Below are 14,114 nucleotides of genomic sequence, written 5' to 3' on the forward strand. Positions count from 1 at the left end.
GTGGCCCCCACTGCCCTGGACGGGCGTGGGAGGTACCCCCACTCGGTGTGCCGGCCGGAAGTCCTCGTACTGGACGTACTTGGGCTTTCGGCCGGCGCGGCGAGTGGGGGTCCCCCCTGCTCGAAGAGCTTGGGGGAGCGTGCCGAGCGTCGCGACGGGGCGAACGTTGCCTGCCGGGGCACCAGGTGTGGAGAGGGACGCTACCGGACGCGCGGCCCGGGTTTCGCCCGGCGGCGGCCGGGACACGGCCGCACCGGCACGAGGGCGCAGGTCACCGCCGGCGGCCCCGGGGGACGGGTCGCCGGCGGTGACGGCCGGCTCGGGCCCGGGGGAAGAGCACCGGCCGACCAGCCCGTCGGCTTCCCCGAAAGCCCGGGGTCATGCCGACGGATTCGGACCGCCCGGGGCCGCCCGGGGCCGGCCGGGCCGCGGGCGCCGCGCGGGGCGGCCGGTCGCGGCGTGCCGCACGCGTGCGGCGTCCGTTTCCCGGACGGCATAGGCTCGGCGGATGGCGAAGTATTTCGATGTGCACCCCGAGAACCCGCAGCCGCGCAGCATCGCGCAGATCGCCGATGCCGTGCGCTCCGAGGCCCTCATCGCGTACCCGACCGACTCCTGCTACGCCCTGGGGTGCCGGCTCGGCAGCCGTGACGGCATGGAGCGGATCCGGTCGATCCGGCACCTCGACGACCGGCACCACTTCACCCTGATGTGCCGGGACTTCGCGCAGCTCGGTCAGTTCGTACGCGTGGACAACGACGTGTTCCGAGCCGTCAAGGCGTCGACGCCGGGCAGCTACACGTTCATCCTCCCGGCGACCAGGGAGGTGCCGCGCAAGCTGCTGCACCCGAAGAAGAAGACCGTCGGCGTGCGCATCCCGGACCATGTGGTCACCCAGTCGCTGCTGGCCGAGCTGGGCGAGCCGCTGCTGTCCAGCACCCTGCTGCTGCCCGACGAGGAGGAGCCGCTGACGCAGGGCTGGGAGATCAAGGACCGCCTCGATCACGTGGTGGACGCGGTGGTCGACTCCGGGGACTGCGGTACCGAGCCGACCACCGTCGTCGACTTCTCCGGCGGCGCGGCCGAGATCGTACGGCTCGGGGCGGGCGACCCGGCCCGCTTCGTCTGAGGCCGGCCGTGGGAGGCAAGACCGGGTGCGCGGGCCGGGACCCCGCGTGACAGCATGAGCCATACACCTACCGTCGAGGGCACGCCAGTTCCCCGACGTCCCTCCGCAGAGAGGCACCACGCCATGACCGCCGTACAGGGAACCACCGTGGACATCCCGACCGAGGACGGTATCGCCGACGCCTACCTCGTCCATCCCGGTGACGCACGTCCCCGTCCGGCCGTCCTGTTCTACCAGGACGCGTTCGGGCTGCGCCCGCATCTGCAGTCGATGGCCGACCGGCTGGCCGAGGCCGGCTACACGGTCCTGCTGCCCAACGTGTTCTACCGCAACGGGCGGGTGCCCGTGTTCGACCTGCCCGAGTTCATCGACCCGGCCGCCAACCCGAACACCTGGCAGCAGATCATGCCGGTCATGAAGGCGCTGACGCCCGAACTCGCGATGCGGGACGCGGGCGCCTATCTGCGCTTCCTCGCCGACAGCCCGCTGGTGGCCGACGGTCCGGTCGCGACGACCGGCTACTGCATGGGCGCCCGGCTGGCGCTGCTCACCGCGGGCACCTATCCGGACCGGGTCGCGGCCGTCGCCGGGTTCCACGGCGGGCAGCTCGCCACCGAGGAGCCGGACAGCCCGCACCTGGTCGCCGGACGCGTCACCGCCGAGGTGTACTTCGGCCACGCCGACCAGGACGCCTCCCTGCCGCCGGAGCAGATCCAGCGGCTGGAGGAAGCCCTCACCGCCGCGGGCGTGCGGCACCGGTGCGAGGTCTACCAGGGCACCCACCACGGATACACGCAGGCCGACACCCCGGCCTACGACCAGGAGGCGTACGAGCGGCACTGGACCGCGCTGCTCGACCTGCTGGGGCGCACCTTCTGACACCACGCCGTGGGGTGCCCGTGCCGCCACGGGCGCCCCACGGACTCCGTCCCTCACATTGACATGCACGCGCCTTGACGCAACGCTGAGAGCGCTCTCAGACAGGTACGGACCACGGTCCGTACGGCCCCGACCCCCACACGGAGGTGGAGAGTGCTCGTACGACTCACACGCCGCGCGCTGCCCCTGACGGCCGCGACCGCCCTGGTCGGCGCGCTGCTCGCACTCGGCGCGCCCGACCCGGCCGACGCCGCGGTGCCGGACACGATCGCCCTGACGGTGACCAACGACTCCGGCCGCGGCGACCCGGTGTACCTCTACGACCTCGGCACCCAGCTGTCCACGGGGCAGCAGGGCTGGGCCGACGCGAACGGCACGTTCCACGCGTGGCCCGCGGGCGGCAACCCGCCCACTCCGGCGCCCGACGCGGCCATCCCCGGCCCCGCCGCGGGACAGTCGAAGACGATCCGGATCCCCAAGTTCTCCGGCCGGATCTACTTCTCCTACGGCCAGAAGCTGGTGTTCAAGCTGGCCACCGGCGGGTTGGTGCAGCCAGCGGTGCAGAATCCCAGCGATCCCAACCGGGACATCCTCTTCAACTGGTCCGAGTACACACTCAATGACGCGGGGCTGTGGCTGAACAGCACCCAGGTCGACATGTTCTCCGTGCCGTACGCGGTCGGCGTGCGGCGGACGGACGGGAGCACGGGCACCACCGGGCACCTCAAACCGGGCGGCTACGGCGCGGCGTTCAGCGCGCTGCGCGCGCAGTCGGGCGGCTGGGGCGGCCTGATCCAGACCCGCTCCGACGGCACGGTGCTGCGGGCGCTCTCGCCCGGACACGGCCTGGAGACCGGTGCACTCCCGGCATCCGCCATGGACGACTACGTGAACCGGGTCTGGGACAGGTACACCACGCAGACGCTCACGGTCACACCCTTCGGCGACCAGCCGAACACCAAGTACTACGGCCGGGTCTCGGGCGGTGTCATGAACTTCACCGACGGCTCGGGCGCGGTGGTGACGAGCTTCCAGAAACCGGACGCGGACAGCGTGTTCGGCTGCCACAAGCTGCTGGACGCGCCCAACGACGCGGTGCGCGGGCCGATCTCCCGCACGCTCTGCGCCGGGTTCAACCGCTCCACGCTGCTGACCAGCGCGAGCCAGCCGGACAACAACCCGGCCGGCTTCTACCAGGACGCGGTGACCAACCACTACGCCCGCGTCATCCACGGGCAGATGGCCGACGGCAAGGCGTACGCGTTCGCCTTCGACGACGTCGGCAACCAGGAGTCGCTGGTGCACGACGGCAACCCGCAGGAGGCGTACCTCACGCTGGACCCGCTCAGTTGACGCGACGGGCGTCCCGCACGCGGAGTGGTTCCGCGTGCGGGACGCCCTGTGCGGTGCGCGGTGCGTCAGCTGGTCGTGACGGCGGTGTCGTCCACCACGAAGCTGGTCTGGAGGGAGGAGTCCTCCACTCCGGAGAACTTCAGGGTGACCGTCGAGCCCGCGAAGGAGGACAGGTCGAAGGTCTTCTGGCTGTAGCCGGAGGCGGCGTTGACGTTCGAGTACGTCGCCAGGGTGGTCGAACCGGCGGTCACCGTCAGCTTGTCGTACTGCGTGCTGCCGGTCTCCGCGGTGTCGACGTGCAGGTAGAAGGTGAACGACGCCTTGCAGCCGGCCGGGATGGTCACCGACTGGGACAGGGTGTCGGTGTGGGTGGTGCCGTAACCGTCCAGCCACGCCTTGTACGAACCGGTGCGCGCGGCTTCCCCGGTGTCGTTGGTGATCACGCCGGTGGTCGAGGTCCAGGTGGTGCTGCCGGACTCGAAGCCGGGGTTGCCGAGCAACTGCGCCGAGGTGCAGGTGCCGCCGCCGGTGGAGTTCACCGTCCAGGTGAAGGAGGCCGTACCGGTGGCGCCCGTGGAGTCCTTGACCGTGACGGTGGTGCTGTTGCTGCCCGCCGTCGTGGGCGTGCCGGAGATCAGGCCGGTCGAGCCGTTGATCGACAGGCCGGCCGGCAGCCCGGTCGCGGAGTACGTGAGGGCTCCGCCATTGGTGCTGCTCGCCGATATCTGCAGGTTCACGGCGGTACCCACGGTGGACGACTGGCTGCCCGGGTTGGTCACCGAGACGCCGTTCGCGGGCGGGGTGATGTGGCTGCCCACGCCGATGCCGGCGAAGGCGTTGCCCACCCCGGCGTACTGGACGGAGTTGGTGCCGTAGAGGGCGGCGGCCGCGTTGAGGGCGGCGGTGCGGGCCCCCGCGTAGTTGGTGCTTGACGTCATGTACGTGGTCAGCGCCTTGTACCAGATCTGGAGGGCCGCGGCCCGGCCGATACCGGTGACGGCGACGCCGTCGGAGGTCGGGCTGTTGTACGTGACGCCGTTGATGGTCTTGGTGCCGCTGCCCTCGGACAGCAGGTAGAACATGTGGTTGGCCGGGCCCGAGGAGTAGTGCACGTCGAGGCTGCCGATGCCCGAGTACCAGCTGTCCTTGGACCCGCCGTCCTTGCTGGGCTGGTCCATGTAGCGCAGCGGGGTCCCGTTGCCGTTGATGTTGATCTTCTCGCCGATGAGGTAGTCACCGACGTCGGTGGAGTTGCCCGCGTAGAACTCCACGCCCGTGCCGAAGATGTCGGAGGTCGCCTCGTTCAGGCCGCCCGACTCACCGGAGTACGTGAGGTTCGCGGTGGCCGAGGTGACGCCGTGGCTCATCTCGTGGCCCGCCACGTCCAGCGAGGTCAGGGCGTGGGTGTTGCCGGAGCCGTCGCCGTAGGTCATGCAGAAGCAGCTGTCGTCCCAGAAGGCGTTGACGTAGTTGGAGCTGTAGTGGACGCGGGAGTAGGCGCCCACACCGTTGTTCTCGATGCCGTTGCGGCCGAAGGTGTTCTTGTAGAAGTCCCAGGTCTCCTGGGCGCCGTAGGCGGCGTCGGCGCCCGCGGTCTGGGTGTTGGAGCCGGACCCGGTGCCCCAGACGTCGTCGGCGTCGGTCATCAGGGTGCCGGTGCCGGAGGTGCCGTTGTTGAGGCTGTAGGTCTTGTGACCGCCGCGGGTGGTGTCGTACAGCTGGTACGACGAACCGGACAGCGTCGTGTTCAGCGAGACGGTGCCGCTGTACTGGGTGTTGCCGGTGCCGGTCTTGATCGCCTGGTACCGGTTGAGTTCCTGGCCGGTCGTGGCGTCGGTGATGACGTGCAGTCGGCTGGGCGTGCCGTCGTCCTGGAGGCCGCCGATCACCGTCTCCCAGGCGAGCTTCGGCGTGCCGCTGCCGGCCCAGATCACCTTGCGGGCGCTGTCGGTGCTGGGCTGCTGCGCGTCGAGGGAGCGGGCGGCCTTGAGCGCCTTCGTCTCGGCGGCGGACTTGGCGACGGCCGGTGTGGTGGAGGCGACCGCGATGGTGCGCTTGGTGTTGAAGGTGGTGCTCACGGTGCCGGCGGCCAGGGAGGCCGGCGGGGTGTGCACGACGAGGTCGCCGCCGAGGACGGGGAGGCCGGCGTAGGTGCGCTCGTAACGGGTGTGCACGGTGCCGTCGTTGTCCTTGACGACGTCCTTGACGACCAGTTTCTCCTTGGCGCCGAGGCCGAGGGTGCGGGCCGTCTCGGTGGTCCTGTCCTGGGCGTCCTTGATCAGTGCGGTGCGCTGGGCCGCGCTGAGCCCGGTCTCCAGGGCACCCGTGCGCAGGGCACCGGGGTGTGGGGCGGCGGGCTGGGCGGACACCGGAACGGACTGCATGCCGACGGCGAGGAACGCGGCGGCGGAGACCAGAGCGGCTCCGACCGTGGACCGTCTGTGGGGAAGGGGTCTCACTCGTACTCCTCCTGCTGCGGCCGCCTGGTCGCGGCCGGTGACAGACCGGGCAGACGGGATGTGCTGTCCGGAGAGAGCTGAGCTGTGCGGGGACCGCGGTCCGAAAGGACCATGGGGATCCGCGCGGGGGGCGAGGGGAGGATTTCAGTTGTGACCCGGCCATGTCACTACGGCATCGACATTCGAGGGTTTTCCCTATCCGCAGGTCAAGGCGGGCCTGCGGGACACCCCTAACCCTCGAAGGCCGGGTGAGAATACGGCCATGGACGACACGAGCGACGAGGTGCGCCAGGCGATCGCCGGCGAACTGCAACTGATGGATCCGCGGGTGCGTGCCTCGCGGGAGCGGGCCGCGCGGCTGCTCGACCCGGAGTTCGTGGAGGTCGGCGGATCCGGTCGGCGCTGGACGTACACCTCGACGCTCGCCGAACTGCCGGACCTTCCCGGCGCTTCGCCGGACGGCCCGCGCTACGAGCCGGGGGAGATGTCCGGGGTACGGCTCGCGCCCGGCCTGGTGCACCTGACGTTCGAGACCGTGCTCGGCGAGCGCCGCACCAGGCACAGTTCGATCTGGCGCAGGGGACCCGGGGACGCGGGCCTGCGCATGTACTACCACCAGGCCACCCGGGTACCGCCCGACGTGGACTGAGCGGACCGGGCGCGGTGATCGGCAGAGCGGCACGGGGACGCGGGCGGCTGTCCGGCGGCCGGGTCCGCCACCGGGTGCGGGCGGGCGAACCGATCACACGCCCGCAATGTTCGCCTGCCACAATCGGGACAGAACTGACGTACGACCACCGGAGGAGCCCGTGCCGCCCACCCCCCGTCCGCTGCGCAAGCTGGGCTTCCTCACCATCGGTCTGTTCGACGCGGCCGATCCGGGCCGGGGCCACGAGTCCACGCTGGGGATCATCGAACTGGGCGAGCGGCTGGGCTTCGACAGCGCCTGGGTGCGCCACCGCCATCTGCAGTACGGCATCTCCTCCCCGGTCGCCGTGCTGGCCGCCGCCTCGCAGCGCACCAGCCGCATCGAACTCGGTACCGCGGTCATCCCGCTCGGCTGGGAGAACCCGCTGCGGCTCGCCGAGGACCTGGCGACCGTCGACGTGCTGTCCGGCGGCCGTCTCAACCCGGGGGTGAGCGTGGGCCCGCCGAACCACTACGACCAGGTGAAGGACGCCCTGTACCCGGACACGGCGGACACCGAGGACTTCGGCCACGAACGGGTGCGCCGGCTCCTGGACTTCGTCCGCGGCGAGCCCGCCACCGGCTTCGCCGGGACCGAGGGCTTCGAGGTGTTCGCACCGACCGTGCAGCCGCACTCCCCCGGGCTCGGCCGCCGCCTCTGGTACGGCGGGGCCAGCCTGCGCTCGGCGCGCTGGGCGGGCGAGCACGGGATGAACTTCCTGACGAGCAGCGTCGTCAAGGCGGAGGATCCCGCCGGACCGTGGGACTTCGCCGAGATCCAGCTGTCCCACATCCGTGAGTTCCGTGCCCATCACCCCGACGGCGACGCGGCCCGGGTCTCCCAGGGCCTGGTGGTGATCCCCACCGACTCCGCGACGCCCGAGCAGCGCGCGAAGTACGCGGCGTACGCGGCGCAGCGGCTGCCCCGCACCGCCTCCCCGCAGGGTCCGGCACGGCTGCTGTTCGCGCCGGACCTGGTGGGCACCTCGGCCGAGATCGCCGAACGGCTGCACGCGCACGCCGCGTTCCGTGAGGTCGACGAGGTGGCGTTCGCGCTGCCGTTCACCTTCGAGCACGAGGACTACGTGCAGATCCTCACCGACATGGCGACCCTGCTGGGCCCGGCGCTCGGCCGGCCGGCCGCCGCCTGACTCACCAGCGGCCCGCCCGGGTGCCGGTGACCGGCTCGGACGGCCTGCCGTCCACGCCCACCGGCACGTCACCGGCGAGCATGACCCGGTGCATGGTGCGTGGGAAGTCCAGGTGGGCGTTGTCGGACGGCGCGAGGTGGATGGTGGCCCGGTTGTCCCAGAAGGCCACGCTGCCCGGCTCCCAGCGGAAGCGGACCGTGTACTCGGGCCGGACCGCCTGGGCCAGCAGCAGTTCGAGCAGCGCGGCGCTCTCCGGCCGGGTGACGTCCACGATCCGCTCGACGTAGTAGCCGTTGACGCAGAGCACCCGCTCGCCCGTCTCCGGGTGGACCCGCACCAGCGGGTGGACGGAGGCCACCTGATGGTCCAGCAGATGACGCAGATAGGCGTCGTCACCCGGCCGGGGCTGGTAGCCGACGCCGAGCCGGTGCTCGGCGCGCAGTCCGTCCACGAACGCCCGCACCGGTGCGGACAGCCCGGCGTAGGCGGCGGCCAGGTTGGACCAGGTGGTGTCGCCGCCGTACGGCGGGACGGTCTCGGCCCGCAGGATCGTCGCGGCGGGCGGGTCGATCCGGGCGCCGTGGTCGCAGTGCCAGCCGCGCAGCAAGGTGTGCCGGCGGCGCTCCAGCCACTCCTCGCGCTCCATGCCGTAGCGGCCGCCCAGCTCCAGCCGGTCGGCGGTGGTCTCCACCGCCGGATGGTCAGGCGGCGAGGCGCTGCCGCGCCGCCCGAGGACGACCGGCTCACCGAAGCGGCGGGCGAAGGCGACATGACCGGCGTGGTCCAGTCGCTGCCCGCGGAAGAACACCACCTTCCAGCGCAGCACCGCCGCCCGGATCAGGGCGACCACCGCGTCGTCGAGGCCGTCGGAGAGGTCGACGCCCGTGATCTCGGCACCGATGTGCCCGGCGACCGGCCGCACCTCGACCCCGGCCACCGGCTCTGCCCGCCGTTCCGTGTCCCTGTCCGTCGTCATGGCACCGTCCCGCCCGTCAGGTTGATCACCGCTCACCCTATCCGTGACGCTGGGAGCAGGACACAGCCGAGGGAAGGTCCCACCGTGATCAGTATTCCGACGCACAGGCTCAACGACGGTACGGCGCTGCCCGCCGTCGGTCTTGGCACCTGGCCGATGAGTGACGCGCAGGCCGAACCTGCCGTGCGCGAGGCGCTGTCGGCCGGTTACCGCCTGGTGGACACCGCGACGAACTACCGGAACGAGACGGGGGTCGGCCGGGGCATCGCGTCCAGCGGCGTGCCCCGGGAGGAGGTCGTGGTGACCACGAAGCTCCCGGGCCGCCACCACGGCTACGAGGAGACCCTGGCCTCCTTCGAGGAGTCCCGGCGGCGGCTGGGGGTGGAGTACGTGGACCTGTACCTGATCCACTGGCCGCTCCCCCGCGTCGGCAAGTACGTCGACTCGTGGCGGGCGATGGTCAAACTGCGCGAGGACGGTCTCGTGCGATCCATCGGGGTCTCCAACTTCACTCCCGAGCACATCGGGCGGTTGGAGGCCGAGACGGGCGTGCTGCCGTCCGTCAACCAGATCGAGCTGCATCCGCTCTTCCCGCAGGACGAGTTGCGCGCGTTCCACGCGGGCAAGGGCATCGTCACCGAGAGCTGGAGCCCGCTCGGCCGGGACGGGGGCCTGCTGCTCACGGACCCGGCCGTGGTGTCGGTCGCCGAAGCACTCGGGGTGACGCCCGCCCGGGCGGTGCTGCGCTGGCACGTCCAGCTGGGCGCGGTGCCCATCCCGAAGTCGGCCGACCCGGGCCGGCAGCGCGACAACCTCGACGTGTTCGGCTTCGAGCTGGACGACGCCCAGATGTCCGCGCTCTCGAACCGCGCGCACCGGCGCCTGGGCGGGGACCCCGAAAGCCACGAGGAGTTCTGAGCCGCTGCTCGGCCACCGCTCCCGGGCGTGCCGCCGCGAGGCGTCCCGGTCCGGCCCGAGCACGCTGCGACGCGCCGGCAGGCCGCCGCCGGACGGATCGGCGGCCGAGCGCCGGCGGATCCGTCCGCGCGGCGCGTCGACCTGGCCGGGCAGGGTACCCGGGCCGCGGGACGGTCGGACGGAGGGAGACGCACGTGGGTACCGACGACCGGCTGCGCACGTACCGCGGCAAGCGGGACTTCCGGCGGACCCGTGAGCCGTCCGGCGCGGCGGCCCGCACGGCGGGCGGGCCCCGGTTCGTGGTGCAGATCCACGACGCCCGCCGGCTGCACTTCGATTTCCGGCTTCAGGTGGGCGACGTGCTGAAGTCCTGGTCGGTGCCGAGGGGTCCGTCCGCCGATCCGGGGGACAGACGGCTGGCCGTGCCCACCGAGGACCACCCGCTGGAGTACGAGTACTTCGAGGGCGTGATCCCGCGGGGCGAGTACGGGGGCGGGACGGTGATCGTCTGGGACCGGGGGACGTACGAACCGCTCAGCCACGACCGCGCCGGCCGGCCCGTCGACTTCGCCGGGTCGCTGGCCGGCGGACACGCCACGTTCCGGTTGTACGGCGCCAAGCTGCGGGGCGAGTACGCCCTGACCCGGTTCCGGGGCCGTGACGGGGAGTACGCCTGGCTGCTGGTCCGGATGGGCCGGGGCCGGCCCGCCGGGCACGGCACCCCGGACCCGCGCCGGGCGCGTTCGGTCCGTACCGGACGGACCCTCGCCCAGGTCGCCGCCGCGGACGCCGGCCCGGTCCGCTGATCATTCCTCGGGCAGTGGCCGTTCCGCCCAGATCGTCTTGCCGCCGGCCGTCTGCCTGCTGCCCCAGCGCTGGGTGAGCTGGGCCACCAGCAGGAGCCCCCGGCCGCCCTCGTCGAAGGCGTGTGCCCGGCGCAGATGCGGCGACGTGGAGCTGCCGTCGGAGACCTCGCAGATGAGCGCGCGGTCACGGATCAGCCGCAGCCGGATGGGCGGCTCACCGTAGCGGATCGCGTTGGTGACGAGTTCGCTGACGACCAGCTCGGTGACGTAGGCGGCCTCCTGCAGTCCCCAGACGGCCAGCTGGTCGGTCGCCGCCTGCCGGGCGGTGGCCACGTGCGCGGGATCGGGCGGCACGTCCCAGGTGGCCACCCGGTCGGCACCCAGTGCCCGGGTGCGGGCCAGCAGCAGGGCCACGTCGTCGCCGGGCTGCTCGTCGAGCGCCGCCTTCAGCAGGGTGTCGCAGAGGGTGTCGAGCGAGTCCGCGGGGGTGTTCAGGGCCTGGAGCAGCTCACCGGTCCCCCGGTCCACGTCGAGGGCACGGTCCTCCACGAGGCCGTCGGTGTAGAGGGCGACGACCGAACCCTCCGGCAGTTCGAGTTCCGTCGCCTCGAACGGCAGGCCGCCGACGCCCAGGGGCGGGCCCGCCGTCATCCGCACGAGTTCCGCGTCGGCGCCGGGCCGCAGGACGGCCGGTACCGGGTGGCCGGCGGCGGCCAGCGAAAGGCGGCGCGAGACGGGGTCGTAGACGGCGTACAGGCAGGTCGCGCCCAGTTCGGCCACCTCGCCGTCGTCCCCGTCCGCCGCGAGGTGGGTGACCAGGTCGTCCAGGTGGGTCAGCAGTTCGTCCGGCGGCAGGTCCACGTCGGCCAGGGTCCGTACGGCCGTACGCAGCCGGCCCATGGTGGCCGAGGACTCGATGCCGTGGCCCACCACGTCGCCGACGACCAGGGCGACCCGGCTGCCGGAGAGCGGGATCACGTCGAACCAGTCGCCGCCGATGCCGGCCAGCGACCCGCAGGGCAGATAGCGGTGGGCCACGTCGACCGCCGCCTGATCGGGCAGGCCGCTGGGCAGCAGGCTGTGCTGGAGGGCGAGGGCCGTGCCGCGTTCGCGGGCGAAACGGCGGGCGTTGTCGATGCAGACGGCGGCGCGGCTCGCCAGTTCCTCCCCGAACGCGGCGTCGTCGCCGCCGAAGTTCTTCGGGTGCCGCCGGCGCACGGCGACCACCACGCCGAGCGCGGTGCCGCGCGCCCGCAGCGGCACCGCGAGCATCGAGTGGACGCCCTGGCGGTAGCCGCCGCGGTCCGGGGAGCGCGCGTTGCGTTCTTCGAGCCACCGGACCAGGTCCGGGTCGCCTTCCTTGCTGAACACCACCCGGCCCTCGCGCAGGGCGCGGGCCGGCGGGCAGTCCTCCGGGCAGGGATCCTGCTCGCCGGGCTCGACGACGGCCTCGGGGGTGCCTTCGGTGACGGAGATGTGCGCGACGCGGTGCAGCACGAACGCGCCGTCCGGCATCGCGGGCGGCTGCTGGTCCGTGCCGAGCACCCAGTCGAGCAGGTCCACGCTGGCGAAGTCGGCGAACTGCGGGACCAGGAGTTCCACCAGTTCCTCGGCGGTGCGGACGACGTCCAGGGTGGTGCCGATGCTGGCCGCCGCCTCGTTGAGCAGGGCCAGTCGCTGCCGTGCCCCGTACTCCTCGCTGTTGTCGAAGGCGGCCAGCGCCACGGCGCTCGGCTCGCCCTCACCGTCCGTGAGGGGCCACATCTCGACGTTCCACGCCTGTTGCTGGGCCAGGCCGGGGGTGCTCGAAAAGGTCTCGTAGCGGACCGGTTCGCCGGTCTCCACGACCTGGCGCAGATGGCGCAGGAAGCCGCAGTTGTACCCGGCCTCCTCCGTGCTGTCCAGGTAGTACCGGCCGAGCAGTGCCTCCTCGGGCAGGCCCAGGACCTTGCAGGCGACTTCGTTGAGGCGGAGGTAGTGGTGCCTGGTGTCGTAGACCGACATCGACATGGACGCCTGCTGGAACGCCTGCTCGGCCAGGCTCGGACCGGCCGGCTCGGGCGGGTCCGGCGGGTCGGCGGTGATCACGAATCCGGCGGGCTGCCCGGCCGGGCCGAGTACGGGACAGGCGGTGAGGGCCACCTCGACGCGATGGCCGTCAAGGTGACGGAGGGCGACGACTCCGGTCTGCGCCTCGACGATCCCGGGCGGTATCTCCTCGGCGAGCAGGCGGGTGGCAGGTCTGCCCACGATCTCCGCGGCCGGATGACCGGTCAGCTTCTGCGCGCCCTCGCTCCACCCCGTCACCGTCCCGAGGGCGTCGACCACCGCCGTGGCCGCGAGATGCTCCATATGTCCCAGGATGTTCCCATCGTCCTGGGACATCAAGCGCGGGGCGGGGCGGTCTCACGCGCGCAGGGCACGCAGCGCGGCCAGGGCGCGGTCGGCGTGGCTGTTCATGCGCAGCTCACTGCGGACCACCTCGACGACGGTGCGGTCCGGGGCGATGACGAAGGTGACCCGCCGGGTGGGGGCCGGTGTGAAGCCGCGCAGGACGCCGAACCGCTCGCGGACCGCGCCGTCGGGATCGGCGAGCAGCGGCATGCCGAGCGTGTGGCGTCCGGCGAATTCCTGCTGGCGTTCGACGGAGTCGCCGCTGATGCCCACCGGGCGTGCGCCGACCGCGGCGAATTCGGCGGCGAGGTCACGGAAGTGGCACGCCTCGGCGGTGCAGCCGGCCGTCAGTGCCGCCGGGTAGAAGAACAGCACCACCGGCCCGTCGGCGAGCAGCTCGGACAGCCGCCGCACCGTGCCGGTCTCGTCCGGCAGCGCGAAGTCCTCGATCGTGTCTCCGACGCGCACTCGGTCCGTCATCGTCGTCCCTCCGGTCGTCCCACTGGTATTTCCACTGGTAGTTCCACTGGTCATCTCTCCGTCCGGTCTCCGGTCGCTCTCCGCGGTGCGGTCGGCGTCGCGGGAGCGGGGCGGCCGACGGGTTCGGCGGGCCTCCGCGCAGGGCGACGGCCGCCGGCGGGGGGGGCGCAGGCCCGCCGTACGTTCGCGCCCGATTCCCCGGCGAGGAGAGCCGGGGGGCGGGCACCGGGAAGGTGCGGCGCGCTCAGGCCGGGGCCTGCGAGGGGCCGCTCTCCTGGCCGGGCTCGTCCTCCTGGGAGCGGGCGAGGAAGTCGTCGACCATGCGGTGGAAGAGGGTGGCCAGCTGCCGCAGGTCCTCGGGCTTCCAGTCGGACAGGGCGAGTTGCATGCCCCGCGCCCCCGCGTCCCGGACCCGCCCGATGGCCTCCCGGCCCGCGTCGGTCAGCTCGATCCGCTGGGCCCTGCGGTCCTCCGGGTCGGGAACCCGGCTGACGTAACCGAACCTCTGCAGTTGCTGCACCGTACGCGTCACATGGGACGCCTCGACGCCCAGCCGCTGGGCAAGTTCTCCCGGTCGCAGCGGCTCGGAGTCCGCGATCTGCCGCAGCAGCGCCACCGCGGCACGGTCCAGCGGTACCCCGGCCACCGCCATCATCCGGTCGTGCTGCCGGGTCCGGGTGCTCAGATACGTGATGCGGGAGAGCGCGCGCTCGATCTCGACGACCTCCGCGGAGGCCGCCGGGGGGAGGGGCGGCGGTTTCGAGGACATGTTCGCCACTCTAGCACATCGTTGCGTAACTCAAGTAATTTGACCTGCCTGCCCGGCCCTGTCCGACGGCGGGTGCGGACCCGCCGGACGACAGGCCGTCGGCGGGCGGTCCG

General features: G+C 72.3%; 12 protein-coding genes. 7 read left to right on the plus strand and 5 right to left on the minus strand.

Annotated elements, in window-relative coordinates; genetic code table 11:
• The first annotated feature begins 508 nt into the window (after window positions 1–508).
• From ACFC09_RS42825 to ACFC09_RS42835, 3 genes are all read left to right on the plus strand, one after another.
• Entirely contained in the window at window positions 509–1,129 is a 621-nt protein-coding gene (locus ACFC09_RS42825; RefSeq protein ID WP_376538036.1) for an L-threonylcarbamoyladenylate synthase, read from the plus strand.
• Window positions 1,130–1,252: 123 nt separating this feature from the next.
• Complete coding sequence (locus ACFC09_RS42830; RefSeq protein ID WP_376538038.1) at window positions 1,253–2,008, plus strand: dienelactone hydrolase family protein; 756 nt, start codon at window positions 1,253–1,255, stop codon at window positions 2,006–2,008.
• A gap of 153 nt (window positions 2,009–2,161) precedes the next feature.
• On the plus strand, window positions 2,162–3,361 hold the full coding sequence (locus tag ACFC09_RS42835; protein WP_376538040.1) for a glycoside hydrolase family 64 protein: 1,200 nt from the start codon (window positions 2,162–2,164) through the stop codon (window positions 3,359–3,361).
• Window positions 3,362–3,426: 65 nt separating this feature from the next.
• Here the strand turns inward: ACFC09_RS42835 and ACFC09_RS42840 are convergent, their stop codons facing one another.
• Entirely contained in the window at window positions 3,427–5,820 is a 2,394-nt protein-coding gene (locus ACFC09_RS42840; RefSeq protein WP_376538042.1) for a M4 family metallopeptidase, read from the minus strand.
• Window positions 5,821–6,082: 262 nt separating this feature from the next.
• Between ACFC09_RS42840 and ACFC09_RS42845 the strand changes: the two genes are divergently transcribed.
• Window positions 6,083–6,469, plus strand: coding sequence for a DUF4440 domain-containing protein (locus ACFC09_RS42845; protein ID WP_376538044.1), 387 nt, complete (start codon window positions 6,083–6,085; stop codon window positions 6,467–6,469).
• A 160-nt stretch (window positions 6,470–6,629) separates the two neighbouring features.
• Window positions 6,630–7,658, plus strand: a complete 1,029-nt coding sequence (locus ACFC09_RS42850; RefSeq protein ID WP_376538046.1) for an LLM class flavin-dependent oxidoreductase — start codon at window positions 6,630–6,632, stop codon at window positions 7,656–7,658.
• A 1-nt stretch (window position 7,659) separates the two neighbouring features.
• On the opposite strand, the gene ACFC09_RS42855 is transcribed toward ACFC09_RS42850, so the two are convergent.
• Entirely contained in the window at window positions 7,660–8,634 is a 975-nt protein-coding gene (locus ACFC09_RS42855) for a TauD/TfdA dioxygenase family protein (RefSeq protein WP_376538048.1), read from the minus strand.
• An 84-nt stretch (window positions 8,635–8,718) separates the two neighbouring features.
• Here ACFC09_RS42855 and ACFC09_RS42860 point away from each other — a divergent pair, with 84 nt between their 5' ends.
• Together ACFC09_RS42860 and ACFC09_RS42865 are read left to right on the plus strand one after the other, a co-directional pair.
• On the plus strand, window positions 8,719–9,552 hold the full coding sequence (locus ACFC09_RS42860; protein WP_376538050.1) for an aldo/keto reductase: 834 nt from the start codon (window positions 8,719–8,721) through the stop codon (window positions 9,550–9,552).
• 194 nt (window positions 9,553–9,746) lie between these two features.
• Window positions 9,747–10,358 (plus strand): DNA polymerase ligase N-terminal domain-containing protein, encoded by a 612-nt coding sequence (locus tag ACFC09_RS42865; RefSeq protein WP_376538052.1) that lies wholly within the window; start codon window positions 9,747–9,749, stop codon window positions 10,356–10,358.
• On the opposite strand, the gene ACFC09_RS42870 is transcribed toward ACFC09_RS42865, so the two are convergent.
• The 3 genes from ACFC09_RS42870 to ACFC09_RS42880 form a co-directional block, all read right to left on the minus strand.
• Entirely contained in the window at window positions 10,359–12,710 is a 2,352-nt protein-coding gene (locus ACFC09_RS42870; protein ID WP_376538054.1) for a SpoIIE family protein phosphatase, read from the minus strand.
• A gap of 54 nt (window positions 12,711–12,764) precedes the next feature.
• Window positions 12,765–13,232 carry a peroxiredoxin gene (locus tag ACFC09_RS42875; RefSeq protein ID WP_376538056.1) on the minus strand — a complete coding sequence of 156 codons (468 nt, stop codon included), beginning with the start codon at window positions 13,230–13,232 and terminating at the stop codon, window positions 12,765–12,767.
• Window positions 13,233–13,476: 244 nt separating this feature from the next.
• Window positions 13,477–14,001, minus strand: a complete 525-nt coding sequence (locus ACFC09_RS42880; protein WP_376538058.1) for a MarR family winged helix-turn-helix transcriptional regulator — start codon at window positions 13,999–14,001, stop codon at window positions 13,477–13,479.
• Between the last annotated feature and the right edge of the window lie 113 nt (window positions 14,002–14,114).

Origin of the sequence: Streptomyces sp. NPDC056161, from assembly GCF_042268025.1 — a bacterium.
Lineage (GTDB): Bacteria > Actinomycetota > Actinomycetes > Streptomycetales > Streptomycetaceae > Streptomyces.

What these genes read in the sequence shown, in the direction of transcription:
- ACFC09_RS42855 (WP_376538048.1), bottom strand. Translation starts at nt 8,634, where the DNA reads ATGACGACGGACAGGGACACGGAACGGCGGGCAGAGCCGGTGGCCGGG.
- ACFC09_RS42870 (WP_376538054.1), bottom strand. Translation starts at nt 12,710, where the DNA reads ATGGAGCATCTCGCGGCCACGGCGGTGGTCGACGCCCTCGGGACGGTG.
- ACFC09_RS42825 (WP_376538036.1), top strand. Translation starts at nt 509, where the DNA reads ATGGCGAAGTATTTCGATGTGCACCCCGAGAACCCGCAGCCGCGCAGC.
- ACFC09_RS42875 (WP_376538056.1), bottom strand. Translation starts at nt 13,232, where the DNA reads ATGACGGACCGAGTGCGCGTCGGAGACACGATCGAGGACTTCGCGCTG.
- ACFC09_RS42845 (WP_376538044.1), top strand. Translation starts at nt 6,083, where the DNA reads ATGGACGACACGAGCGACGAGGTGCGCCAGGCGATCGCCGGCGAACTG.
- ACFC09_RS42880 (WP_376538058.1), bottom strand. Translation starts at nt 14,001, where the DNA reads ATGTCCTCGAAACCGCCGCCCCTCCCCCCGGCGGCCTCCGCGGAGGTC.
- ACFC09_RS42830 (WP_376538038.1), top strand. Translation starts at nt 1,253, where the DNA reads ATGACCGCCGTACAGGGAACCACCGTGGACATCCCGACCGAGGACGGT.